The sequence below is a fragment of the Bacteriovorax sp. As-1 genome, from assembly GCF_058446905.1.
Genome location: NZ_CP184341.1, coordinates 3,600,023 through 3,623,039, shown reverse-complemented (window position 1 = coordinate 3,623,039; position 23,017 = coordinate 3,600,023). Strand labels below are relative to the sequence as shown.

28 protein-coding genes are annotated in these 23,017 nt (G+C 42.3%); 22 read left to right on the top strand and 6 right to left on the bottom strand.

What is annotated here, in order from left to right; genetic code table 11:
- From ACN20O_RS18375 to ACN20O_RS18360, 4 genes are all read left to right on the top strand, one after another.
- Positions 1–969, top strand: coding sequence for a tRNA pseudouridine synthase B (locus tag ACN20O_RS18375; RefSeq protein WP_491635925.1), 969 nt, complete (start codon positions 1–3; stop codon positions 967–969).
- Positions 970–1,047: 78 nt separating this feature from the next.
- Positions 1,048–1,926 (top strand): hypothetical protein, encoded by an 879-nt coding sequence (locus ACN20O_RS18370; RefSeq protein WP_491635923.1) that lies wholly within the window; start codon positions 1,048–1,050, stop codon positions 1,924–1,926.
- Positions 1,927–2,045: 119 nt separating this feature from the next.
- Positions 2,046–2,897, top strand: a complete 852-nt coding sequence (locus ACN20O_RS18365; RefSeq protein WP_491635921.1) for a ferredoxin — start codon at positions 2,046–2,048, stop codon at positions 2,895–2,897.
- A 138-nt stretch (positions 2,898–3,035) separates the two neighbouring features.
- Entirely contained in the window at positions 3,036–3,839 is an 804-nt protein-coding gene (locus ACN20O_RS18360; RefSeq protein ID WP_491635919.1) for a hypothetical protein, read from the top strand.
- A gap of 3 nt (positions 3,840–3,842) precedes the next feature.
- On the opposite strand, the gene ACN20O_RS18355 is transcribed toward ACN20O_RS18360, so the two are convergent.
- Entirely contained in the window at positions 3,843–4,529 is a 687-nt protein-coding gene (locus ACN20O_RS18355) for a M14 family zinc carboxypeptidase (RefSeq protein WP_491635917.1), read from the bottom strand.
- 9 nt (positions 4,530–4,538) lie between these two features.
- Positions 4,539–5,033: a 6-pyruvoyl trahydropterin synthase family protein gene (locus ACN20O_RS18350; RefSeq protein ID WP_491635916.1), complete on the bottom strand. Its 495-nt coding sequence runs from the start codon at positions 5,031–5,033 to the stop codon at positions 4,539–4,541.
- Positions 5,034–5,263: 230 nt separating this feature from the next.
- Here ACN20O_RS18350 and ACN20O_RS18345 point away from each other — a divergent pair, with 230 nt between their 5' ends.
- The 11 genes from ACN20O_RS18345 (at position 5,264) to ACN20O_RS18295 (ending at position 14,598) form a co-directional block, all read left to right on the top strand.
- Positions 5,264–5,752 (top strand): ribonuclease H family protein, encoded by a 489-nt coding sequence (locus tag ACN20O_RS18345; protein ID WP_491639305.1) that lies wholly within the window; start codon positions 5,264–5,266, stop codon positions 5,750–5,752.
- Positions 5,753–5,772: 20 nt separating this feature from the next.
- Positions 5,773–6,522 (top strand): 5'-nucleotidase, lipoprotein e(P4) family, encoded by a 750-nt coding sequence (locus tag ACN20O_RS18340; protein WP_491635915.1) that lies wholly within the window; start codon positions 5,773–5,775, stop codon positions 6,520–6,522.
- A 77-nt stretch (positions 6,523–6,599) separates the two neighbouring features.
- Entirely contained in the window at positions 6,600–7,310 is a 711-nt protein-coding gene (gene bamJ / locus ACN20O_RS18335) for a BamJ family beta-barrel-assembly machinery protein (RefSeq protein WP_102243802.1), read from the top strand.
- An 80-nt stretch (positions 7,311–7,390) separates the two neighbouring features.
- Positions 7,391–7,702, top strand: coding sequence for an NGG1p interacting factor NIF3 (locus tag ACN20O_RS18330; RefSeq protein ID WP_491635913.1), 312 nt, complete (start codon positions 7,391–7,393; stop codon positions 7,700–7,702).
- Position 7,703: 1 nt separating this feature from the next.
- The gene (locus tag ACN20O_RS18325; protein WP_491635911.1) at positions 7,704–8,327 is read left to right on the top strand and encodes an Hsp20 family protein; all 624 of its coding nucleotides are present in this window, start codon (positions 7,704–7,706) and stop codon (positions 8,325–8,327) included.
- A gap of 72 nt (positions 8,328–8,399) precedes the next feature.
- Positions 8,400–9,383 carry a hypothetical protein gene (locus ACN20O_RS18320; RefSeq protein WP_491635908.1) on the top strand — a complete coding sequence of 328 codons (984 nt, stop codon included), beginning with the start codon at positions 8,400–8,402 and terminating at the stop codon, positions 9,381–9,383.
- Positions 9,384–9,390: 7 nt separating this feature from the next.
- Entirely contained in the window at positions 9,391–10,668 is a 1,278-nt protein-coding gene (locus ACN20O_RS18315; RefSeq protein WP_491635906.1) for a hypothetical protein, read from the top strand.
- Between the two features lie 14 nt (positions 10,669–10,682).
- Positions 10,683–12,479 (top strand): S8 family peptidase, encoded by a 1,797-nt coding sequence (locus tag ACN20O_RS18310; RefSeq protein WP_491635902.1) that lies wholly within the window; start codon positions 10,683–10,685, stop codon positions 12,477–12,479.
- Positions 12,480–12,481: 2 nt separating this feature from the next.
- Complete coding sequence (locus ACN20O_RS18305; RefSeq protein WP_491635900.1) at positions 12,482–12,754, top strand: hypothetical protein; 273 nt, start codon at positions 12,482–12,484, stop codon at positions 12,752–12,754.
- Positions 12,755–12,880: 126 nt separating this feature from the next.
- Positions 12,881–13,441, top strand: coding sequence for a hypothetical protein (locus ACN20O_RS18300; RefSeq protein WP_491635898.1), 561 nt, complete (start codon positions 12,881–12,883; stop codon positions 13,439–13,441).
- A 14-nt stretch (positions 13,442–13,455) separates the two neighbouring features.
- A complete protein-coding gene (locus tag ACN20O_RS18295) occupies positions 13,456–14,598 on the top strand; it encodes a TadA family conjugal transfer-associated ATPase (protein ID WP_491635896.1) in 1,143 nt (380 codons plus the stop codon).
- Positions 14,599–14,601: 3 nt separating this feature from the next.
- Here ACN20O_RS18295 and ACN20O_RS18290 read toward each other — a convergent pair whose 3' ends face one another.
- Genes ACN20O_RS18290 through ACN20O_RS18280 form a run of 3 tightly spaced genes read right to left on the bottom strand, consistent with a single transcriptional unit; the run spans position 14,602 to position 15,904 of the window.
- On the bottom strand, positions 14,602–14,850 hold the full coding sequence (locus ACN20O_RS18290; RefSeq protein WP_491635894.1) for a hypothetical protein: 249 nt from the start codon (positions 14,848–14,850) through the stop codon (positions 14,602–14,604).
- A 32-nt stretch (positions 14,851–14,882) separates the two neighbouring features.
- Positions 14,883–15,179: a hypothetical protein gene (locus tag ACN20O_RS18285; RefSeq protein ID WP_102243792.1), complete on the bottom strand. Its 297-nt coding sequence runs from the start codon at positions 15,177–15,179 to the stop codon at positions 14,883–14,885.
- On the bottom strand, positions 15,176–15,904 hold the full coding sequence (locus ACN20O_RS18280; protein WP_491635892.1) for a protein-glutamine glutaminase family protein: 729 nt from the start codon (positions 15,902–15,904) through the stop codon (positions 15,176–15,178). The genes ACN20O_RS18285 and ACN20O_RS18280 overlap by 4 nt, the downstream gene beginning before the upstream one ends.
- A gap of 134 nt (positions 15,905–16,038) precedes the next feature.
- Here ACN20O_RS18280 and nth point away from each other — a divergent pair, with 134 nt between their 5' ends.
- A complete protein-coding gene (nth, locus tag ACN20O_RS18275) occupies positions 16,039–16,692 on the top strand; it encodes an endonuclease III (RefSeq protein ID WP_491635890.1) in 654 nt (217 codons plus the stop codon).
- A gap of 1 nt (position 16,693) precedes the next feature.
- On the opposite strand, the gene ACN20O_RS18270 is transcribed toward nth, so the two are convergent.
- Entirely contained in the window at positions 16,694–17,440 is a 747-nt protein-coding gene (locus tag ACN20O_RS18270; protein ID WP_491635888.1) for a hypothetical protein, read from the bottom strand.
- A gap of 74 nt (positions 17,441–17,514) precedes the next feature.
- Here ACN20O_RS18270 and murI point away from each other — a divergent pair, with 74 nt between their 5' ends.
- The 6 genes from murI to ACN20O_RS18240 all read left to right on the top strand — a co-directional run bounded on the left by murI (position 17,515) and on the right by ACN20O_RS18240 (position 23,001).
- Positions 17,515–18,297 carry a glutamate racemase gene (gene murI, locus ACN20O_RS18265; protein ID WP_491635885.1) on the top strand — a complete coding sequence of 261 codons (783 nt, stop codon included), beginning with the start codon at positions 17,515–17,517 and terminating at the stop codon, positions 18,295–18,297.
- Between the two features lie 10 nt (positions 18,298–18,307).
- Positions 18,308–19,588: a phosphopyruvate hydratase gene (gene eno, locus ACN20O_RS18260; RefSeq protein WP_491635883.1), complete on the top strand. Its 1,281-nt coding sequence runs from the start codon at positions 18,308–18,310 to the stop codon at positions 19,586–19,588.
- Between the two features lie 50 nt (positions 19,589–19,638).
- Complete coding sequence (locus ACN20O_RS18255; RefSeq protein ID WP_491635881.1) at positions 19,639–20,364, top strand: ATP-binding protein; 726 nt, start codon at positions 19,639–19,641, stop codon at positions 20,362–20,364.
- 66 nt (positions 20,365–20,430) lie between these two features.
- Positions 20,431–21,027 carry a basic helix-loop-helix domain-containing protein gene (locus ACN20O_RS18250; protein WP_142409398.1) on the top strand — a complete coding sequence of 199 codons (597 nt, stop codon included), beginning with the start codon at positions 20,431–20,433 and terminating at the stop codon, positions 21,025–21,027.
- On the top strand, positions 21,020–22,192 hold the full coding sequence (locus ACN20O_RS18245; RefSeq protein WP_491635879.1) for a hypothetical protein: 1,173 nt from the start codon (positions 21,020–21,022) through the stop codon (positions 22,190–22,192). Before ACN20O_RS18250 ends, ACN20O_RS18245 begins: the two co-directional genes overlap by 8 nt.
- A 77-nt stretch (positions 22,193–22,269) precedes the next feature.
- Positions 22,270–23,001 carry a hypothetical protein gene (locus ACN20O_RS18240; protein ID WP_491635877.1) on the top strand — a complete coding sequence of 244 codons (732 nt, stop codon included), beginning with the start codon at positions 22,270–22,272 and terminating at the stop codon, positions 22,999–23,001.
- Positions 23,002–23,017: the final 16 nt, after the last annotated feature.

Genomic DNA, 23,017 nt, shown 5'->3' with positions numbered 1-23,017 from the left:
GTGAAAACAGATTATCAGAAAATCCCACTTGTCTTTAATGTCTACAAGCCGGTGGGACCTTCTTCTTTTTCTATCGTTCATCATTTCAAAAAAAATTTAGGATACGACTTCGGAAAGATCGGGCACTTCGGGACCTTAGATCCTTTTGCTGAAGGGGTGCTTTTAATCGGCGTTCAAGGGGCCCAGAGGCTCAATGATTACATTCATGAGCTGCTTCCTAAAACTTACCGTGCAGTCGGAATCTTCGGCGGAAAAACGGATACGGGGGACCTGACGGCGTTAGTAAATGTAGAAAAGCATATTGCTGATGAATTTCAAAAAATGGCCAAAGAAGCACTCGAAGAAAAATTGGCAAAGCATTTTTTGGGGGAGTACTGGCAATCTCCTCACAGTGTGTCTGCTACCAAGTTTGAAGGCAAGAGACTTTACGAGCATGCGCTGGCCGGGCGATTGATCCAGAAAGAAAAAGTAAAACGCGAGATTTTAGATTTTAAAATAGTCCGTTACGAATACCCCGAGATGGAGTTTGAAATTACCGTTAGTTCCGGAACTTATGTTCGTAGCTTCTTTGAAGAAGTGGCCGAACTCTTAGGGGGGTATGGGGCCTTGCAAATTCTTGAACGGACGGCCATTGGAGAAAACACATCTACCAATGGAATCAGGCAAAAAGATTGGCCGATCAAAGGAGAAATGTTTGATCTGGAAAAATGGGGAAGGCCGCTAGATGAGGTTCTTCGTCTTAACAAAGTTCGTTTAACAAAGGAACAAACCTCTAAATATCTTCAAGGTCAGAGGCTTAAACTGGATCTGATAGAATTGGATTATGATTTAGAACAGGAATTTATTTCGTCGCAAAATATACTGTGGGTGTATAATCAAGACTCACATCTTTTAGGTTTAGCGCGTCCTATGAACGAAGAGCTGGCCGCGATTTTTAATTTGCAATTGGCCATTTCACTTTTTCTGTAATTCATTTGCTGGCTTATTATGACCGTGTAAAACTAAGGGATGACTACGTATTGAAATACGTAGCATAAGGTAGTTGCTTTGAAGATTTTTACTCTATTGTCTGGACTATTCGTGCATCTCTTTTTCAGTATCACTCATGCTGAGATGGTGTACTACTATCATCCACCAGAGTCACCTCTTGATGTGCGCTACAATTATCATTGGAGTATTCTTAAAGCTTCATTAGATGCTACTACTAAAAAATATGGAGCTTATTTACTTAAGGCCGGCGTCTTTATGACTGAGGAAAGGCAGCTGCGCGAATTGAGTAAGCGTGATAGCAAACTCAACATCATGATTCGTGAAACAAATAAAGAGTTTGAAAATAGATTTCTTCCAATCAGAATTCCTATAGATCGCAGCCTGGTTAGTTACCGCGTGCTTTTAATCGATAAAAAAAATAAAGACCTCTTTAAAAATATCAATACACTTGATGAACTTAAAAAGTTTACCTTCGGCCAGGGGGCCGGTTGGGGAGATGTGGATATTTTGAAGCTGGCAGGCTTTAATGTGACGACAGAGGTCTATTACGACAAGATCTTCGAAGGCCTTCTAAGAGGGGATTACGTCGCTTTTCCTCGTTCGGTAACCGAAGTGGTCGACGAGATTGAAATGCGCAAAGAGAAGATGCCCGATCTTATGATTGAAGAAAACATTTTGCTTTATTATCCACTGCCGACTTATTTCTGGTTTGCTAAAAATGATTACGGCAAAAAACTGCGCGCCCGTGTGAGAGAAGGGATCGATATCATCCAGCAGAATGGATCATTTGAGCGCCTATTTGACCAGTATTATAAGACTCAGGTTTCGGCACTCAAGCTAAGAAAGAGAAAGCTTTTTAAAATTGATAATCCGCTGCTTCCAGAGGCGACTCCTTTGAGCAACAAGAAGCTTTGGGTAGACATCAATAATTTTTAATTTGAGTTTTGCGATGAGTCGTAAGAGAGGGTGTGAAATCACTCACATTTTGCTAAACATCTCGCAATCTTATGTTAAAATAAGCCCATACAATAACTGATTATTTGACTGGAGTTTGAGTGAGCACAACATACATTGCCATGACTGTGGCGATTTTAATGGGGATCGGGCTATTAGTAGGAATTGGAGCGCTTAGTTTACTATCTGGTGCCCTGAACTTTCTTTTTGTAAGGCCGAAGATTGAAATCCTAAAATCAACTTTAGGTGACAATGGTTTTGCATTCGCTTTCAAATGGGATCAGGATGCTGAGCCGGTAAAATTCGACCGCGTTCGCGTTCACTTATTCAACCCATTTGGATCTCCAACAGAAGTAGATATCACTCGCGATTTCGACGGATCAGATTTTGATTTCGCTCGCGATGTAGACATGGGTGAGAACCTTAAAAAAATCTTTACAGCTTCAACACTTGATAAAGCAACGATTGAAGTAGAAGTAACAGCAACAAAAGACAATGTTACTCACAAACAAACTTTCAAAGCATTAGATTTCGTAGCAAAGAGAAACGAATCGACACAAACTGTTGAAGATGTAGCTAGTAAGTTTGTTGTGACAAAAGAAAAACCAAGATTTGAAATTCCTGAAAGAACTTTCATCTCACCTCCACTTCCAAAGACAGCTAAGCAACTTAAGATGGCGACGAACCCAATGTTTGCCGGCGAGTTTGCTGGTGCAGCTGCTGGCGGTGGTGCTGCAGCTCCTGCGGTTGAAAACTTTTCAGTTTCCAAAGTATGGATCGAGCCAGGGTGTATCGTTTGTGACGCTTGTGAAGCGATCTTCCCGGAAGTTTTTGAAGTTACAGACTCAACTTGTATCATCCGTCCAGGCGCTCCTTTGAACGATGGATTAAAAGTTCAGGAAGCTGCTGAAGCTTGTCCGGTTGAAGTTATCAAGTTTACAAAAGCTGGTTAATCTGCCGAAAAAATGCTCCAGTGGAGCATTTTTATCATGCAGTATAGAGTGAAGCATAAGATTAAGTATTAAGAGTTCGGCAGATATGTTCGTAACTTAAAAGGCCCTCAATGAGGGCCTTTTTTATTGGGATTGTTTATGAAGGTTCTTATTTCTTTTTTGTCACTGGTCTCTCTATCTGCTTTTGCTTGTGAGAATTACCAGGGACTTTCTTTTTGTGTCGGCGATAAGGCAGTTGCTGAGAATGCGGATGGAAGTATTGTGGGTGTCAGCAAAACAAAGATCTCCATCGACTTCACTGGTGGATCGACTGAGCGAAGAGGTATTGCGACTTTTGATCTGGCGAAAGTTTACTTGGGCAAAGATTGTTCAGGTGATTTTTGTGTGAATGACAAAGCTGTCGGTGGCAATCTTGAAGGCATCATCGTTGGTGTTTCAAAAGATGGTGTGGCCATCAACCATAAAAAAGTATCAGATAAATACTCAGTGATTAAAACTTATCAACAGAAAGACTCTCTGGTGAGAAAGGGTTGTGTGGAAGCTTATTGCGCCAATGACTCTGCTGTTTATAAAAGTTTTGACGGGGTCATTGTTGGAGTTAATGCCAAAAGCTCTCTTGTGGCCATTAGTTTCGTTGGAGGCACAAGTAAGTATATTGGTGTTGGTACATACACTCTTAAGACTGTAGGAATCGGCAAGGGCTGTTTCCAAGGTTATTGTTATGGCGACCGAGCGGTGAGTGGGTCAGTGGATGGTGTAATTGTTGGAGTGAATCCTTACCGCAATCAAGTCTCTGTGCAGGGAAAAATTAATGGGAGGCCAGTCATTGTGACGAACGATCTTAAAAATGTAACGATGAGATCTCTTTCAGAGAGTGTGCACGCCAATGATCCAAAACGAATGATTAACACCCTTTCGGATTTTAACCATTCGTTTCGATAAAGATTAAGCTTTAAAAGTTTCGATTGTTTTTGTCAGGAAGAGCTGCTTGAAAGCTTCTTCGTTTTCTTTCCAAACACTATCCAGAGTGACTGTGTCTGAAAGGACCGGGCATTCAAAAGTGAGAACCGGAGACTTAAATTCCTGCGGCCCAAATTCTCCCAGTGATCCTGGAGTTGGGTGAGTCAGGAAGTCCGCTTCAATTGGGTATTTGTTGTAGCTCGCTAAGAATTCAGCGATCTCTTTACAAGCACCGTTATAGTTAATAACCGGGTACCATGAATGGAAGCTCAGGATAAATCTTGGTGGGTACTTTTTGAAGAGGTCTACTAAGAATTTATTTTCTGGTTCTGAAAGTGGCGCAGTTCCCGGGAAGTATTTTGCTTCACGCGCTTCTGGAGTCCACTGAGCAGAAGGAAGATTGCGGTTTAGGTCTACGCCATTTCCATTAACACGTGTGCCGGCCTTAAATCCGTCTACGTTTACAATAGGAACCACGATGACTGGCATTGAAACATCGTTAGTCTCTCTTAAGAATTCAAATAATTTTTTAGCAAGATGAGCGCCTTCGACTTCATCTCCGTGAACGGCACCTAAAATATAATTGTATTTTTGGCCTTCCACTTCCGATTTGAAAGCTTCGATTTTTTCACCCTTAACACTCGTTCCATGTGGCAGTTCGATGAATTTCATTCGTTTTCCCTATTCCTTGAAAAGTGTATACACCGCTGATTGTCCCGGTGTTTCTTCGACTTCGATTTCCAGTTCGTTGAATTCAAATTTGTATTCTGCAAAAACCGCACTCTTAATTTCCTGAGCAAGGTAAGCAGCAATTCTTTCTGCTGAAGTGTTTTCAATTGGCATTAAAAGAACGTCCGTCTTTGGAATGCTGAAGACACTTTCATCAGGAGTGATAATATTATAATTCTTTTCTTTATCTTCGATGATAATTTTTGGGTGATTTTTTGGAATTAGTAGTTTGTGGTCAAGCGAATCACAGATTTTTCTAACGATTGGCTTGATGTTTAAGAAATCAAAAACCATGTCGTCATCAAGTTCCGGAGCGTTTCCTCTTACCTGAACGCGGTAATTGTGACCGTGGAGAGGCTCTCTTGTTCCATCCTTAAAAAGCATGAAATGCGAAGAAGCGAAGTTGAAATACTGTTTATAGACGCGAATGGAAAATGCTGTTTTCATCCCTAAGTGATAACATAATCGCTTTAAAAAGAGTATTATTTAAACTAGAATTTAAGCCTATGAAAAAATCAGAAGTCCTTAAAACTCTTAAAAAATTGCGCCCGCTTTTTGACCAATTTCCAGAAGGTGTGGAAGCGATTGATAAACTTATATCTTTGAGTGACGACCTGCCGGATACTAAAGAGGCCAAGAGCTTAAATTGGGATTCAAAATTCCCGCTTCCTGACGAAATGAGAGACCTTAAGAGTGCTTATGGCGTTTTTGCCGATGGGGCCTGCAGAGGAAACCCGGGACCCGGGGCCTGGGGTGTACTGATTCAGGACGCTCAAGGGGAAATTATTTTAAAATCTTCGGGAGTTGATGTTCCTACAACCAACAATAAAATGGAGCTTGAGGGAGTCATCAGAGGTCTTAAGGGACTGATTGAAAAATGGATTGAAGAAGGAGTTTCAGACCGACTAAGCCCGGTTTTTGTTTATAGCGATTCAAAGTATGTCACCGAAGGAATTACCAGTTGGGTGACTGGTTGGAAAAACCGCGGCTGGAAAAAGGCCGATGGAAAAGAGCCTGAGAATCTGGAGCTTTGGCGCGAACTCGATCAGCTTAAATCGCGCTTTGACACTATCAATTTCCACTGGGTCAAAGGACACGCAGGCCATCCACAAAATGAAATGTGCGACCAAATGTGCAACCACGCCTTAGATGAGGCGGGTTTTTAGTTTTATATAAGGAGATAATAATGAAAGTTATGACGGGGTTATTGCTTTTAACTCTACTGAGCGCTTGCTCAGGACAGCCAACCAAACCTAATATACGCGAGTACCAAATAGGGGCTTACCTTTGGCAACAAACAAGTGGCGAGTACCGCGCGCTTACTTACCAAGCTTACAACATTGCTAAAGAAAAAATTGAGCGCGAGCTTGAAAATAAACACAATAGAAAACGCGCTGTGGTTTTTGATATCGATGAGACGCTCTTAGATAACTCTTACGGTGGAGCGAGTGAAATTAAAGAAGGTCTTTCGTGGAAAGAAAGTCATTTTGCCGACTGGGTAAAATTGAAAAAAGCTGTAGCGATTCCAGGGGCCCTTGATTTCATCAAGTTCTTAGTTGATCGCCAGGTCGAAGTTTTCTACATTTCAAACAGAAGAGTTGAGATGTATGACGATACAATGACAAATCTTGTGGCACAGGGTTTTCCAGTAAAAAAGCAAAACCTCATGTTGATGGGCGATGAGCATACGAAAGAGCCTAGAAGACAAGAAGTGCTCAAGAAGTACGACATCGTGATGTTGGTTGGAGACAACCTGACGGACTTTCACCAGGCCTTCGATAAAAAAAACGTTGCGGAGCGCAATTCGCTTGTTGATCAAATGAGAGGCGAGTTCGGGCAAAGATTTATTATGCTTCCGAATCCTTTGTACGGAGATTGGGAGAGAGCTCTGCCTGCTGACAAGGCAAGAATTGAGCTTTTAAAAGATAAGCCTTAGCTTGATCTTTAAGCGAAGGGGCATTAACGTATTAGAGTAAACAAAATCGTTCACCATCATACAAAGGAATGACAATCATGAAAAAGGTGCTATTACTCGCTCTAGTTGGGGCAATGGCCTTTGGATGTTCTAAAGGAAAGGATCCAAAGACTGAAGAAGAAAAAACGTTCTACGCTATCGGGACAATGTTTGGATCACGTTTAACTCAGTTAAACATGACTGACGCAGAAATCGATTCACTTACAGCTGGTCTAAGAGACGCTGCTAAAGGCGAGAAACAAAAAGTTGATCCAATGGCATACCAGCAAAAAATCCAGGATATGTTCAAAGCTAGAATGGAAAAACAAGCTGGCGAAATTAAGAAAAAAGGAATTGAATTCCTAAATAACTTCGTAAGCAAAGAAGGAGCAACTAAAACTGCTTCAGGCCTAGCTTATAAAGTAATCAAAGAAGGAACAGGACCATCACCTAAAGAAACTGACGTTGTAAAAGTTCACTACCATGGAACTTTAATCGACGGAACGGTATTTGATTCTTCTGTTGAAAGAAAACAAGAAGTGTCTTTCCCGCTTAACAGAGTTATCCGTGGATGGACTGAAGGTCTTCAAACTATGAAAGTTGGTGGGAAATCAAAATTCGTTATCCCATCTGAGCTTGCTTACGGCGACGCTGGTGCTCCACCAAAAATCGCTGGTGGTGCAACTCTGATTTTCGAAGTTGAACTTCTTGGAATTGAAAAAGGACAAGAAGCTGCAGCACCAGCTGCTCCAGCAATGAAGAAAAAATAATTTTAGATTTTTCTAAAAAATAAAAAGAAGCCTCCCTGATGTTCTCAGTGGAGGCTTTTTTGTTTTTGGAGGAGTAACTCATGCACAAATTAACTTTTTATGTTCCACTAGACTCAGCCGAGAAAGTAAAGTCGGCCTTATTTGCTGTCGGTGTAGGAAAGATTGGCAACTATGAGTCATGTTCTTTTGAAACCAGAGGTATCGGCCAATTTAGGGCCCTGGCGGGGGCAAGTCCAACTATTGGAAACGTGGGCGTTATAGAAAAAGTTGAAGAACTTAGGGTTGAAATGGTGATGGATGATACTATAGTTAAAGAAGCAGTCATGGCCTTAAAAAAAGCTCATCCGTACGAAACGCCGGCCTATGATGTGATAAAATGTGTAGAGGTCTAAAATGAAAAAATGGATTTTACTCTGTGCCCTTATGAGCGCCAATGCTTTTTCTCAAACATCTGCTGATGATCAGTTTCAGCGCCAGATTGATGAGATTATGAAAGCGCGCGAAGAGATGCTTAAATCGCTGATGGATGACTCTAATATGGGTGAGTTCGAAAACCGTATGCGCGAAATGATGAAGCGTTTTGCCGGCCCTGATTTTGATATGTCTGATTTTGAATCACCAGTCATCGGCCAGTATGACTGGGTGGTGACGGACACACAAAAAATTTTAAAACTTAAAGTCCAGCAGGCCAAAGATCATCCACTCGATATTAAAATTGAGCAAGGGATGATCAAGATCAAAGGGGACGTTGTTGCCACTCAAGGGACAGGAAAAAATAAGTCGACTAGAAAGACCAGCTTTGAGCGCAGTTTTTCTTTACCTGATGATGTCGATCAGACAAATCCCGAATTTGAGAATAAAGACGGCGAAGTGTTGATTAAGTTCAAGCGTTTAGCGATTGGAAAGAGTTTACCTAAGAGCTCTCTTCCAACCAATAAGACAAAAACCAAAGCATCTGAGCCTCCTAAGAGCGACCGCATGCCTGTGGCACCAGGAAGTGATGACCTGAAGATCTAGTCTTTTTAGGTGTGTAAAAGGTGTCCATCTATTCCTACTTGAATGGTTTTCCATTTGGCGGATAATAGATGAATGACCAGGCTTTTACTTGCAGGACTTATGATCTTTTTCTCGGCAAATGCCTTTGCCGAAGATGTCTATTATTTAAATAATCTTAAAAGTTGTGAACTTAAAGTTTTAAACAACGGCAAACTTGAAGTCGTCGACAGCTCTCCTTTTGTGGACACTGTTTTACAAGTTAGAAAACTTCCAAAAAATCCAGCGATGGTTGCTTTTAAGCAATTTGATCGCATTTATGTGACCAAAGAAAGCTGTGTGGTTTCAGTAGATTCTAAGCGAGTTAAAAACCGCCTTAACGGTCACGAGTTTAAAAAAGAAGCGCGCCAGTACACTGAACAAGAAAAATTCAACTCGTACAAATTTTATGTCGAGGCCGAAACCGGCATCGTGAAAATGATGGATGATGCTCCTGTTGGTGAAGGTTACAATTCTATTTTTCCAACGTCAGCTTCGGGAAATCCGGTGAGTTGGGGAAGTGCAAGTGAGAGTTCGTATAAAGCAGGGCTGCTACTGTCGCTTGGGTTTGGTTACAAACTTAAGCAGGAACGCTTCCTTGCCTTTAAAGTGCGCCTTTTAAGCGGACAAAAATCAGACACGCTTACATTGACAGATGTGAATACGGGAATTTCTCAAAATGGGTCGTGGACGTATGATGACTCATTTAAAAATTTCTATGCCGGATACAAGTTCTTATTTGATTATGGAACATGGAAGCCGATGGTTGCTGTCTACCTGGGTGTCTCGATGATGACGTCGACGATGACGGATGAGATTTCAACTTATGAACTAAAAAGTTCACTGTCTCCTGCGGCCTTGCTTGAAGCGGGGTTAGAGTATCACTTAAATTCTCATTGGGCGATTGCTGGGATTTTAGGATTTGAGTACATGGGGAAAAAAAGTATGACGTTCTCTGATTCAAGTGGATCAGATTTTAAGACGGGAATGGGTTATAACAATAACTATCTGAGTTTCGGCGTGAAATATTATTTTAAATAGAGTGTTTATGAAAAATAATTTTCTACTATTGACCTCACTTATTATACTCGCGGCCTGTAAGCCGGAGACTACTAAGCTTGGTGGTTTTACATTTAATACTCCAGGTGGATCGCCGATTAAAGCGACGACGGGGTCGTCGATGAGCCTGGTAAATCCGGCGAGTTCTCCGGGATTTGTTTCAACTCCGACAGTACAAGTCTCTGGTGTTGTTTCAGGCGAAACAGTACAAATTTATCGCGATTCATCTTGCAGCGCTATTGTCGGTTCAAGAGTGGCCTCTGCCACAACTGTCTCTGTGACTCTATCGACGTTGAGCGCGGGGACTTATTCTCTTTATACAAGAAGCACGAATCAATTTGAAAGCAGCACATGTTCAGGGCTTCTTTTGACTTATCAATACCTGGGAGTTGCTCCTAAAACGGCAACGGGCATGACTCTTCTTTCACCAGCTTCATCCCCAAGCACGGATTCAACCCCGACGATTCAGTTGACTGGACTTTTATCGGGAGAGACGGCCAACATTTATATTGATTCAGGATGTACACTTTCTTACGGAAGTGCGGTGGCAGTGGGAACGAGTGCAACGATTACTACAAACCCTTTGGCACCCGGCACACATATGTTTTATACCAATAGTACCAACTCATTGGGGACAGGAACGTGTTCGAGTGCACTTTTAATGTATGAGTATACGGGTGTTATGCCCAATACAGCTTCGATGCTTTCACTCTATAGCCCGACGACATCTCCAAACTATTCAGCAACTCCTGTTATCTTAGCTAACGGTGTGGCCAATGGAGACACCGTTTACCTCTATACAGATGCGGGATGTTCGAGTGTTGCAGGAAGCGCTTATGCCACATCAACATCGGTGCAAATTACAGTTTCAGCACTGGCCGCGGGTGCTTACAGTTTTTATACGAATTCGGCCAACGTTATTGGAACAAGTGCATGTTCGGCAGCATTAGTGGCCTACACTTATTCAGGGCCAGCTCCCTCTGTCGAAATCAGCTGGAGTGCTAACCATGAAAAAGCGGTCAACCAAGCAGGTGGGGGATACCGCGTTTATTACAGCCGCACTTCAAGCTTTGATGTGAGCACAGCGACTTATGTTGATGTTCCCTATGCTGGAGGGCCTCTTTCTCCAACTTCAACAGTGATGACGAATTTATTAAAAGGCTCGACGTTCTTTAAAGTTGTCGCCTATTCAAGTTTAAATGCACCAGGATCAAGTAGCGGCTCACAGAGCTTGCCTTCGGTCGAGTTCTCAGTGAACTTGCCGTAGGAAGGATGGATAAGATGAAATTTAAAATACTGATGTGCCTGTCATTGAGTTTGTTAAATGTGAACGCTTTTGCCAAAGCGGCCAAGCCTAATTATGTCCCAGGGGAAATCCTGGTGAAGTATAAATCCTCAGTCTCTGCAAACAATCAGAAGATCTCTATTGAAAGAGAAGGGCACAAAAGACTGGCCCGCTACAATCGTGGTTTGGCGCGGGTGAAACTCGTCAGTCAGACAGATATGAAGCAGGCGATTTTAGATTTTAAAAATGACCCGGATGTTGAATACGCTCAGCCTAATTATATCTATAAAGCTCTAGCTGTTCCCAATGACCCTCGTTACGGCCAGCTTTGGGGATTAAAAAATACTGCGCAAACAATTACGACGGCCGGTGGAAAAGATACACCTTCAAGCACTAACAACCCGGGTGTTGCCGGAAGAGATTTGCAGGCGGAGTACGCCTGGAATACAATCACAGATTGCTCTTCTGTCATTGTGGCAGTTCTGGATACAGGAATCAATTACAACAATTCAGACCTTTCATCTAATATGTGGGATGGTGGTGGAACGTATCCTAACCACGGCTACGACTATGTTGATAACGATAACGATCCAATGGATTTAAGTGGTCACGGTACACACGTGGCCGGAACGATTGGGGCGCGCGGAAACAATGGTTTTGGATCAACAGGAGTGTGCTGGCGCTCAAGCCTGATGGCTCTGAGAGTTTTAGGAACAACTGGAAGTGGTACATCGGCCGGTATTGTCGCCGGAATTTATTTTGCGGTTGATAATGGGGCCAAAGTCATCAACATGAGTTTGGGTGGAGATAGTTATGATGCTGCTTACAGTGCAGCGATTGATTATGCTCAAAACCATGGAGTCTTAATTGTCGCGGCAGCAGGAAATGATGGGACTAACAACGAATCCCTTCCAATGTATCCATGCAACTTCACTCAGGCCAACGTTATTTGCGTGGCCGCTTTAACACAGAATTATTCACTGGCCTCTTTTTCAAACTATGGGACAACAAGTGTTGATGTCGGTGCTCCCGGCGTAAATATTGTCAGCACATGGCCAGGAACAAATGCATCAGTGGCAGATTCATTGACTAGTGGATGGACATTTACCAGCACAGCAGGAAGTCCATGGGCCTATAAATCGCTTAACTTCGGTTCGCCGACAGCGTGTCTGGTGAATCCGTCAAACTATAATTACTCGAGTGCGAGATATGCTAACAACAATGATGCCAGAGCATGGAAAGCTTTTTCTATCAGTTCATCTGTCTCAGCTGCGACAGTTAATTTCTATGCCATGTATGATTTAGAAAATAACGCCGATTATGTGACGATTAATAAAAAAGCTGGTTCAGGTGACCCGATGTCGGGAGGAACTGTTCTCGATGCTTTTACAGGGTCTTCTGATGGTTATGCACTTCCTCAAGAATACGACTTGAGTTCACACATCGGTTCCACTGTGAGTGTGGGGTTTAATCTTTTAACTGATAGTTCTGGAACTGATTTAGGAGCCAATATCAGTTTATTTTCAATTGATACACTGACGTTAAATACGACCAGCTACAATGTTATCAGCGGAACTTCGATGGCCGCGCCTCATGTGGCCGGAGTCGCTGCGATGATTTTTGCTTACAATCCTAATTACACTTATGAAGAAGTCGCAAAGTCCATTAAGAGGGGTGGAACAGCTCAGTCATCTCTGACTGGAAAAACAGTGACTGGACGATCGGTAAGTGCAGTGGGTGCTTTAAATTATATCCAGGCGCCTCTTGGTGGAGCGGCCACTATCCTTCCATAAAAATGAAAAAAATAATTTTTAGTTTTATTCTCCTTCTTCTTTTTGGTTTTAAAAAACCACTTGAAGGAGAGTATATTGTGACGATCAAGAACACAGAAAACAAAGAGGCACTGGCCTTAAAGCTTGAAAAAATTCCTCCACAAAAAATGCGGCCATTGGGCCCAGGTGTTTACCTGATTAAGTACGAAAAAGACCCTGGTCTTAAAAAACTCAGTGAGACTCTGGGCAAAGACATCAGCGTTCAACCCAATCTTCCTTACAAGGCCCAGAAGTAACTCCACAGAATGTGGGCATTTTGTCCGACTAAAGTTATCCACTCGGATACCGATAAGCTTCGAGAGAATTAATAAACGCTCGAGGTTTTTATTAAAAAGTTAACTTATTTAGGATTAGTCGCCGTCATGGCCGTTTTCTACCAAAGGGCCTTTGCTTTGGAAGAGACGTACTTTAAAGGTAATAAGCTCGATGTTCCTTACCGTGAAGAGGCCATTATTATTGGTAAAGAAGGCTTTTATCCCAACCGCATTGTCGTTTATAAGGGCGAAAAAGTGCGCTTTTTCATTACGGCCGTAGGGGTGGATTCAGCTTGTTTTAGTATCCCGGATAAAAATGCGTTTTCGACTCCAAGTAAAGATAAGATCGCTGAAACAGAAGTCTTTTTTGATAAGGTTGGGGTATTCCAATTCAATTGTCCGAACTTGACTTTCAATGGAAGGGTCATGGTTTTAGAGAAAGCTTCCGATATGGCAGAGACACAAAGACGAGGACTTGCCTCTGATGTGGTGAAGGTCTGGAGGCCTAAAGATACACCTAGTGAATGGGTGCAGATTAAGCGCGAAGACCTGAAAGAAGATATAATGGATTTAGACCGCGACCGTCTTGAATATCGTGAAACTCCCAAAGATCAGCCACGTGAGATGATTGGTTTTGGCAGCAGAGATTTAGCGACGGCAGAAGATTAGGACGAGAGTAAAGTATGTCAGTATTTAAGGACGCCATTGACCAGTTTCTCTATCCCATCAAGGATCTCCTTGATGATGCTGGCGTTTCCGAAGTTATGATCAACGGGCCGAAAGAAATTTTCATTGAAAAAAAAGGTCTGGTTTATAAAGTTGAAAACCAATTCCACAATGAAGAAGCGCTTGTTTCAGCGATGAGGGCCATTGCCCAGTCGGTGGGACGTCGTATCGATAAAGACAATCCTCGCCTTGATGCCCGCCTTCCAGATGGGTCCCGTATTCACGTTGTTTTGCCTCCGATGGCAAAAAACGGAACGACTGTGGCGATCAGAAAATTTTCGAAAGAAAAATTAACACTTAATGATTTGATTACTTTTGGTTCTCTTTCAAAAGAGGCCGCAAGATTTTTAGATATCTGTATTTATCTGGGAAAAAACATTATCGTTTCAGGTGGTACGGGTTCTGGAAAGACTACGATGCTGAACGTTTTAGGTTCACGCATTCCTAAAACACAACGCTTAATCATTATCGAAGATGCGGCCGAGCTTCAAGTTAAAGCTGAGCACGTTGTAAACTTCGAAACAAGAAAAGCAGATGCAGAACGTGGAGTGACGGAAGTCTCTATCCGCGACCTGGTTATTTCGGCCATGAGACTTCGTCCCGACAGAATTATCGTTGGGGAGGTTCGTGGGGAAGAAGCACTCGATCTTATCCAGGTAATGAACACAGGTCACGATGGTTCAATGGGTACTGTTCACGCTAACAACCCGGTTGATGCTTGTACGCGACTAGAAACACTCTGTCTGATGGGTGACACTAAGATTCCACCTGATGCCGTAAGGAAGATGGTTGGTTCTGCCATGCAGATTATCGTTCAGTGTTCGCGCTTTCACGATGGAGGAAGAAGAACTTCTCACATTTCAGAAATTACCGGTATCGATAAAAACGGAAACTATATCTCACGTGATATTTTCAGATGGGTACAGACTGGAAAAGACCCGGACACTGGAAAATATATTGGAGAGATGGTTCCGTGCAACTACGTGCCGACATTCTTTGAAGACATCGTAGTTAACAAACTTCCATTTCCAAAAAGCAATTTCCTTGCACCTGAATGGTACAACCAAAAATTAAAAGGTGATAAGGGAGAAGCTGCCTAAAACTTAGAACTCGACATCAATTCCGTCAGGCCCGATTTCGCATGTGACTTCGGTTGATTCTTCGTTTTTAGCTTCATGGACAATATTTTTTAAGTCTTCCACAGTGATTTCAGGGTCCAGGTCAAAGTCCAATGAAATGGCATTGACGAGGTTGTGAAGAACTTCGTAATCGCGCAGTGTTTTGAATTGGTCGATTTTGATAGTCAGGGTGTAAGTGTGGTCTTTAGCATCTTGGACAACGTCGATTTTCACAAGCTTCTCCTCATAGCGTTTGTGGGCCTTGCCTATTCTTTGATCTCTTTAATCGTCATAGAAGGTATTATAGCAACGACTTTGATTTTTTGATCAACTTTTTGAGCTTTTTCTAACTTTGCTTTAATTTCCTTAAATTGCGGGTGTTCTTTGGTTATCTTATAGATCGCCGCATGACGGTGAAATTTGACCACTAAATCATGTCCTTCCTCAGAAACGGACTTAACCTGGTCAGTAAAAGAGTCGGTGAGTTCAGTCTTATTCATGGTTTCCGCCGAGAGGTGAGTTGAAAAGAGCATTGAGGCCACAACGACAAGTAGAGATTTCATTTTTTGTCCTTTTCCTTGTTATCCATGTATTCAAACATATGTCCCAAGCGTGAGAAGCCTTTTATCGCGGCCTTCATGTCTTCGACTTGTTCTTCGTTATATTGATCTAAATCATCATGACGGGCATCAGGATCGTAGTTAAATCTTTTTGTGAAGTACTCACTTTGAAATGAGGATTTTGAATCTTTTAATAAAAGTGCTTTCCATTCAGAAAAAGGAACCGGGTGATCAAAAAGTCCAGGGTCAAAAACAGTCGGGACGAGTTTCCCATCTTTTTTTACCAGCACTAAACTGGCCACGTGATAAGTCCAGCCAATTTCTCCCATTGAAGTTTGGACATAGAGTTCGCCTTCAACAAAAGCTTTTCCGGAAATCACACCCATCTCATCCATCACCATGGCCATGCGGTGAGCTCTGGCATAACAGCCGTCGGCCGGGTAATTAAAAGAGTTGTCTTCATCGTTTTTTAACGTGGTAAAAATCTCGCGCGCTCTTTCTGAAGAGAGCACTGTGAGTTCGATATTTTTCCTATTGTGAGGAGAGTAAAGAGTCGAGGTGAGACTTTGATTCTCTAGTGAGCCATTGCAATTTAAATCGGCCGGAGGTGAGCCTGCATTTTTTAAAACAGCCGGCAGTGACTTGATCTGACGAGCAAGGGTTGCTGCAGGGGCCGCTTGAAATGTTGCGCTTAAAATTAGGGTCAATAAGAGAAGGACCTTTATCATTCAACTATTCTAAACCAGATAGGGAATCTTTAAATATCTAAGTATTTCTTTCCGCAATTTTTTTTGCTTATTTCAGAGTTGTTTTGGCGGGTATTTTGGTTTACAGGCAATGGGGCTTTTGAAATAATCATTTCATGAGTTTAAAACAAGATAAAGCAGACTACATCGTCGAGAGATTAGAGCAATTATACCCGGAGACCCCGATTCCTTTGGATCACAAGGACTCTTATACCCTTTTAATCGCTGTTTTACTTTCGGCCCAGTGTACGGATGAGAGAGTCAATAAAATTACACCGCTTTTATTTAAGCGTGCCGACACTCCAGAAAAGATGATTAAGCTTTCTGTTAAAGAGATTGAAGACATCATCAGGCCGTGTGGGCTTTCGCCGAGAAAATCAAAGGCCATTCATGAGCTTTCTCAAATTCTTTTAAACAAACACAAAGGCGAAGTGCCTGCGAGTTTTGAAGATCTTGAAGCCCTGCCAGGTGTAGGTCATAAGACGGCATCGGTGGTAATGGCCCAAAGTTTTGGTGTGCCGGCCTTCCCGGTCGACACTCATATTCACCGCCTGGCCCAGCGCTGGGGGCTTACGTCGGGAAAAAATGTCGAGCAGACAGAAGCAGACTTAAAAAAAGTTTTTCCCAAAGAAAAATGGAACAAACTCCACTTGCAGATTATTTTTTATGGCAGAGAGCACTGCACGGCCCGCGGCTGTGATGGGCTGACGTGTGATCTTTGTTCGTCGCTGAATTTTCTTAAAACAAAACCAGTGATAACTAAAAAGTAGCCTAGGCGTGAAGCCCTGATCTGAGGGCCGATAAGAGTCCAATAAACTGGTCGAACATCTCGCGTTTTCTGAATGAATAATCACCCATAAGCGCCGGTTTTAAATCTTCGGGTTTATCCGTTGGTTTTTTGTTGTAGATTAAAATACGAAGGTTATTGTCGTCTAAAAGTAAAAACGTCATATCGAGATTAAACGTCATTAAACGCATTTCTCTTCTGCCACTTTTTGGATTGATGCCGGCAAAAAAAGTGGTCTGAAAAAGAAACTCAGGATTAGTTAAACTCTCCATCACAGCTTTGGTCAGCACCTCAAAACTCACGCGCATCCATTCCAGTGCTTTTTCTTCGGCCTCAAGTTGTCTTGGAGAGAATTCACTTTTATTCATGCTTTCAGAAAAAAAATTGATTTCTTTTTCGATAAAAGCATCAAGCAGATTATTAAAAAGCACGCGTGTGTTTTTAATTTCATCGTCGTTTAACATTTCGCCGTTATAAATCTTTTTACTGCCAAAAAAAACGTTGTGAATGATTCCTTTTTCCAGCTCGGCCAGTTGAAGAGCACAGTTAGGCGACTTCGGGTTTTCCTGGGATAAAACCAACTCTTTGGTCAGCATGCTTCCACCAATGGTTCTTTGGTTTACGGCCAGGGCCAGCCAGCTGTAGTTCTTTAAGTTTTCGTGGGAGTTTTCTTTTAAATAGAAGGACTCAAGCGCCTTATAGGAGTTTTTCTTAAAAAGGTTCGATAGCATGCAGGGTTTTCCACTTAACAATAATAAAATCTTTGTTTAAGATAGTCCGAGTGAAGGAGATTGTGGACAAAAAAATGAATGCACCTAAGCATAAGATCGGCGTTTTTGATTCTGGCATCGGTGGATTTAGTGTCCTCAATGAACTCCTTAAAGTTTTTCCTGAAGCTGAGTATTTCTATTACAGTGATGATGCTCATGCTCCCTACGGTCCAAAGACAGACGAATATATCACCCAAAGAACTTTTGTCATAACGGATGAGCTGATGTCTAAAGGAGCGGAGATGATTGTTGTGGCGTGCAATACCGCTACGGCCTCGAGCATCGATGCACTACGTTCGACTTATCCGCAGATGCCTTTTGTAGGGGTAGAGCCCTATTTGAATGCCTACTACAAAGAAACCGGCCCTTCGAAGATGGCAGTATTGACGACTGTTTCAACTGGAAAATCAGAGCGTTTTAGACGGTTAAAAGAGCGTCTTGACCCAAAAGGTTTTATTGACCATTATTCTCTAAAAAACTTAGCGCGCATGGTGGAGGAGCTTTACCGCCACCCGGACTATGAGGCAGAGTTTGATAAACTTTTAGTGGAAGAATTAGAACCACTTCAGGGACAGAACTATACTCATGCTATTTTGGGTTGCACTCATTATCCACTGGTAAAAGAAAAAATTGAAAGTGTATTAAAACTTAAAACACTTTATCCTGACCCATACGTTGCCGGACGAGTAAGAGAGCTGACAATAAGGCCTAATGAAGTGCTTACTCCGGGAAGTGATACTTTTAATTTTTATTCGAGCAGTAAACCCGAGTGGGTGAAAAAAAATCGCTCTGATTTTTATTACCCCTTCAAAAAATAAGGATTTTTTTATGTCAAAAATTAAGTCTATTAAGGCCCGCCAGATTCTGGATTCACGTGGAAACCCAACAGTAGAAGTTGATGTAGTGACTGAAGCAGGCAACCTTGCACGCGCAGCTGTTCCATCAGGAGCTTCGACAGGTTCAAAGGAGGCCCTTGAGCTTCGCGACGGCGACAAGTCTTACTACATGGGAAAATCTGTTTTAAAAGCTGTAAAAAACGTCAATGAAATCATCGCTCCAAAAATTGTAGGGATGGATTCAACTGAGCTAAAAAAGATTGATTCAATCATGCTGGAAATGGATGGAACAGAAAACAAATCTAAATTGGGGGCCAACGCTCTTTTAGGTGTGTCGATGGCCGTTTGCCGTGCAGGTGCGATGGATTTAAATATGAGCCTGTTTAAGTACATGTTCGAAAAGTGTAAAGCGCCAAACTCACATAAAAAATATGTGATGCCATCTCCTTTAATGAACATCATCAACGGTGGATCACACGCTTCAAACAACCTGGACATCCAGGAGTTCATGATCGTACCTCACATGAAAAAATCTTTTGGTGATAACCTTCGCGCAGGTGTTGAAGTATTTCACTCGCTTAAAAAAGTTCTTTCTGAAGGGAATCACTCAACTAACGTTGGTGACGAAGGGGGATTTGCTCCCGACCTTCAGTCTCACGAAGAAGCTATTGAACTTATTCTAAAGGCCATTACAAATGCCGGGTATAAACCGGGTGTTGATATCTCTATTTCTTTAGATGCAGCGGCAAGCGAGTTCTACAAGGATGGAAAATACAATATGCAGGGGAAAGTTTTTTCTACTTCTGACATGGTTAAATACTATTCAGATTTAGCAGCTAAGTATCCGATATATTCCATTGAGGATGGTCTCGATGAAGGGGATCACCAGGGGTGGATCGAGCTGACTCGTGCTCTTGGTTCAAAAGTCACGCTTGTTGGGGACGATTTATTCGTAACGAACAAAAAGATTTTTGAAGCGGGGATTAAAGCAGGTGAAGCTAATGCCATTCTGGTGAAGGTAAACCAGATCGGAACAATGAGCGAAACTTTCGAAGCTATGGATCTTGGGTTCAACAACAACTACAAGGCCATCGTTTCACACCGCTCAGGGGAAACCGGCGACTCTTTCATTGCTGATCTTGCTGTGGCCACAGGTTGCGCGCACATCAAGACAGGCTCGGCGAGCAGATCTGACCGTATGGAAAAATACAATCAGCTTCTTCGCATTGAAGAAGAGCTTGGGGCAGACGCACTTTACATCCCGGTAAAATAGTCATTGTCACAGGGTCTTCCTACAAGCGCAAAGCTTAAAGAGAGGACCCTGTGTTTACTTTTAAAAAGAAATCGACGCCAACTGCTCAAAATAAACCTCTTTCTCATGAAGGAGATTTAAAAGAGCGCCTCTTTTTTCACGACATCATCAATCAAACTCACGGGCTGCTTCTTTACTTAGGACAGAAAGAAATTGAGAAAGAAGACGTTCCAGTAGCTGACGTCAAGATGCTGATAGGAGAGATTAAAACTCTTCAAAGCCTTATTCGCGATCACTATAACTTCCGACATAAGAACCTGGCCGTGACGTTGGACTGGGTGCCTTTTAGTGTGGCCAAACTCTCTTTTGCTCAGCTTTCTGCAACTTATATGAGTGACATGAATGTCAGTTCAAGTTTTAAGATGGAGGGGCCATCGGTAGAGAGCGCACAGATTTATTACCCATGCTTTTATCGCATTATGAATAACCTGGTTAAAAACATTGCTGAGGCACGTGTGGAGTCGGTGGAGTTTGAATTCTTTTTAAAAGAGACAGGATTATTTATCAAAACTAAGAACTACATGAAAAAAACTGATGAAGGAAATTTACCGGAGTATTTATCACAGGTAATCCTGGCAGAAAACGTGACTCCCATTCAAGGCCTGGGGTTAGAGTCTATTCATCATCTCGCTGAAGAAAACGGCGGAAGTTTTTCTTTTGAGATCTTCGAGAGCACTTGGGTGAATCGTCTCTTTCTTCCAACGAAGTCAGTTAAATCCGAGAAAATCGCTGCTTAAGACTTGTCACCAGTCTAAATTATTCTTAATCTATTAAGTATAGAATCAATCCAAGAAGGAGTGAGCATGGAATACTTTATCGGATTAACGTTTGATCCAGGCTCTATCCACTATAAAAAGATCGAAAGCTTCAGGAAGCGCTTTGATCCCAAATTCGAAAAAGCTGAAGTCCTTCAGCTGACGATCCTTCCGCCTTTTTCAGTCGACTTTCAACGAAAAGAAGATGAGACAAAATTTGTTGAAGAGCTCACGGAGCTGCTTGAAGGGCACCTTTATGGACTGGACGCTCTTTCACAGATGGAGTTTAACGGCATCACTTTTTCCATGGGTAAAAAAGGAGTGCTCTCCCTGACTCCCATCATCTCTCCAGACATTCTTCACTGTCAGGAATCGCTCTATTTTTTTCTAAAAGAATATGGAGTAAAATTTAATAAAAGTAAAAATGCCGGCAATCCGCTTTTGCCCATCGGTCGATTTGAATTCACCGACAGCATGGAGGCAGCGATTGAAACGGCCAAGATCGAATTTTCTTCTCCCTTTGTGATGGTGGCCGAAAGCTTTGTACTTTTTTTGAAAACTCCCAGAGAGTGGAAAAACAAGAATAACCTTTTTGATTTCGATAACCGGAATCATTTTTTTTTCGTGAACCAATTGTATGCGTAAATTACTATGTCTGATCTCGCTTTTGTCTCTGCCTTTAAGTGATGCTTTTGCCATGGCCGCTCACCGCGGGGGTGCAGAACTCTTAAACCCAAAGGCCTACTCTATCATGACCAGCGCGATGGTCTGGCAAACCTCTGCAACTTTAGATGAAGAGGGAGTTGAAACAACTCTTGCTGACGGATCAGACTACCGCTTGATCGATGTGGATTTTGGCGTGTCTTATGGGATTAGTAAAAATCTTGAGGCCACTCTTTTTGGTCGCTTCAGAAGTGTCACCTCGACATTAAATGATGTCACCGCAACTAATTCCGGCCCCGAATCTGTAGCGATTGAAGGAAAATACGCTTTTGATCCTATCGGTAATATTCGCTATGCAGTTGCGGCCCACTACCGCCAGACACTTTATTCAAATGCCACTTATGATGGGTCGGCTCAGCTACCGACAGAAGAAGTTATTTTAGGTGATGCCGGCAGTGAGTATGGTGTAGACCTCTTGGCCACTTATTCATCAGCTTCATGGAAGTGGGATATGAAAGTGGGCTACAACAACCCGGCCAACGACAACTCGGAAGAAGTTGTCTACAAACTTGAAGGTATGTACCGCTTTACTAAGCTTGGCCTTTTGGCCGGAGTAGAGGGGATTTATTCACTTAAAAAAGATCAGTTCACCGATACACCTCTGTTAAAACCAGTTCAGGCCAAGGGGGGTTCAAAACTTTTCTACAGCATTAACCGCGAAAAAGTCGCGCCTTATGTCGGGGCCAACTATGCTTTTGATAAAATCCTTTTTGGGATCAAAGGGCAGACAGTGGTTTCGGGGCGCTCAACAGATAAAGGAAGCTCGCTCCTTGCAAGTCTTACCTGGAACTCTGAAGGGGTGACTCCAGAGTCAGTGAAAGTGGAGTCGTTTAAAGAGTACATTGTCGATGGCTCAGTCTTAAAAGTCTCTGCCAGAGGGAATTTCATTCGCATCGATCAGGGTCTTTCGACTGACGTAGAGAAAGGGATGAAGTTTGATATCTATCAGACAGATTATTTTGGCGGTAACATCCTAGTCGCTTCTGGCATCGCTTATGAAGTCGGGGCAGATTGGTCAATTATTAAGCTAGTGAAAAAGTACAAAGAGATTGAAATTAAACCGGGTTTCGCCGCTCGCGGGTACTAGGAAAGAATTTAACTGTTTGATAATAATCAGCATGGTGATAAAATTAAACTATTATTATTAAAAATTGAGGAAACGGCATGAAAAGCTTTCGTTTAATGTTAATCGCTCTATCCCTGGCGCTTTCGACAAATGTCTTTGCTAAGACATTTTCAAGCCAGTTCTCAGAGTTCGAACTTCCCAATGGTTGGGATTGTGCTCTGGAAGGATCTGAATGGGTTTGTCAGAGTGAAAATAAAGACCGTAAGAAAGAGGCCATCATTATTTTGGCCGCAAAATACAGAGGGGAGCAAGACTCTCTTGATGAATACCAAGCTTACCTAAAAGCTCCAAAGTCATTTACGCTTCCAGGTGGAAAGACACAAATTTCAGAAGCAAAATCAGTAACAGTAAGAGAGATCAACGGACATAAGTGGGTAGACTCACTTCACTTAGCTTCTGAAGTTCCAGGTTTCTATACAAGATACTTAGCGACAGTAAAAGACTCTCTAGGGATCGCTGTAACGTTCTCAGTTGCTAAAGATCACTACGATGCTTACCAGGACATTTTTGAAAAAATCATTGCAACTTTAAAAGTATTCGATCAAAAATCAAATGCTCAAGGGGCAACGAGAGTTAAGCAACAAGAAGGTGACTTAATTGGAGAAGGAACATACATTCCAGACCAAGGGACACAAGCTGACATCTCAATGCAGAAGAAAGGTAAAGATGGTTCAGATGGCGATGAGACGACAACAATCATCGGAATCATTGCTGTTGCAGCGATTGCATTCTTCTTAATCAAGATGAAAAAGAAAAAAGGTAAAAAGTAGACAATAAAAAAAGGGA

Excerpts from the sequence above, each read along its gene's own strand:
- ACN20O_RS18310 (WP_491635902.1), top strand. The coding sequence starts at position 10,683 with ATGAAATTTAAAATACTGATGTGCCTGTCATTGAGTTTGTTAAATGTG.
- ACN20O_RS18320 (WP_491635908.1), top strand. The coding sequence starts at position 8,400 with ATGACCAGGCTTTTACTTGCAGGACTTATGATCTTTTTCTCGGCAAAT.
- ACN20O_RS18360 (WP_491635919.1), top strand. The coding sequence starts at position 3,036 with ATGAAGGTTCTTATTTCTTTTTTGTCACTGGTCTCTCTATCTGCTTTT.
- ACN20O_RS18340 (WP_491635915.1), top strand. The coding sequence starts at position 5,773 with ATGAAAGTTATGACGGGGTTATTGCTTTTAACTCTACTGAGCGCTTGC.
- nth (WP_491635890.1), top strand. The coding sequence starts at position 16,039 with ATGAGTTTAAAACAAGATAAAGCAGACTACATCGTCGAGAGATTAGAG.
- murI (WP_491635885.1), top strand. The coding sequence starts at position 17,515 with ATGAATGCACCTAAGCATAAGATCGGCGTTTTTGATTCTGGCATCGGT.
- ACN20O_RS18250 (WP_142409398.1), top strand. The coding sequence starts at position 20,431 with ATGGAATACTTTATCGGATTAACGTTTGATCCAGGCTCTATCCACTAT.
- ACN20O_RS18315 (WP_491635906.1), top strand. The coding sequence starts at position 9,391 with ATGAAAAATAATTTTCTACTATTGACCTCACTTATTATACTCGCGGCC.
- ACN20O_RS18245 (WP_491635879.1), top strand. The coding sequence starts at position 21,020 with ATGCGTAAATTACTATGTCTGATCTCGCTTTTGTCTCTGCCTTTAAGT.
- ACN20O_RS18285 (WP_102243792.1), bottom strand. The coding sequence starts at position 15,179 with ATGAAATCTCTACTTGTCGTTGTGGCCTCAATGCTCTTTTCAACTCAC.
- ACN20O_RS18270 (WP_491635888.1), bottom strand. The coding sequence starts at position 17,440 with ATGCTATCGAACCTTTTTAAGAAAAACTCCTATAAGGCGCTTGAGTCC.
- eno (WP_491635883.1), top strand. The coding sequence starts at position 18,308 with ATGTCAAAAATTAAGTCTATTAAGGCCCGCCAGATTCTGGATTCACGT.
- bamJ (WP_102243802.1), top strand. The coding sequence starts at position 6,600 with ATGAAAAAGGTGCTATTACTCGCTCTAGTTGGGGCAATGGCCTTTGGA.
- ACN20O_RS18295 (WP_491635896.1), top strand. The coding sequence starts at position 13,456 with ATGTCAGTATTTAAGGACGCCATTGACCAGTTTCTCTATCCCATCAAG.
- ACN20O_RS18240 (WP_491635877.1), top strand. The coding sequence starts at position 22,270 with ATGAAAAGCTTTCGTTTAATGTTAATCGCTCTATCCCTGGCGCTTTCG.
- ACN20O_RS18305 (WP_491635900.1), top strand. The coding sequence starts at position 12,482 with ATGAAAAAAATAATTTTTAGTTTTATTCTCCTTCTTCTTTTTGGTTTT.
- ACN20O_RS18330 (WP_491635913.1), top strand. The coding sequence starts at position 7,391 with ATGCACAAATTAACTTTTTATGTTCCACTAGACTCAGCCGAGAAAGTA.
- ACN20O_RS18300 (WP_491635898.1), top strand. The coding sequence starts at position 12,881 with ATGGCCGTTTTCTACCAAAGGGCCTTTGCTTTGGAAGAGACGTACTTT.
- ACN20O_RS18325 (WP_491635911.1), top strand. The coding sequence starts at position 7,704 with ATGAAAAAATGGATTTTACTCTGTGCCCTTATGAGCGCCAATGCTTTT.
- ACN20O_RS18350 (WP_491635916.1), bottom strand. The coding sequence starts at position 5,033 with ATGAAAACAGCATTTTCCATTCGCGTCTATAAACAGTATTTCAACTTC.
- ACN20O_RS18280 (WP_491635892.1), bottom strand. The coding sequence starts at position 15,904 with ATGATAAAGGTCCTTCTCTTATTGACCCTAATTTTAAGCGCAACATTT.
- ACN20O_RS18345 (WP_491639305.1), top strand. The coding sequence starts at position 5,264 with ATGAGAGACCTTAAGAGTGCTTATGGCGTTTTTGCCGATGGGGCCTGC.
- ACN20O_RS18355 (WP_491635917.1), bottom strand. The coding sequence starts at position 4,529 with ATGAAATTCATCGAACTGCCACATGGAACGAGTGTTAAGGGTGAAAAA.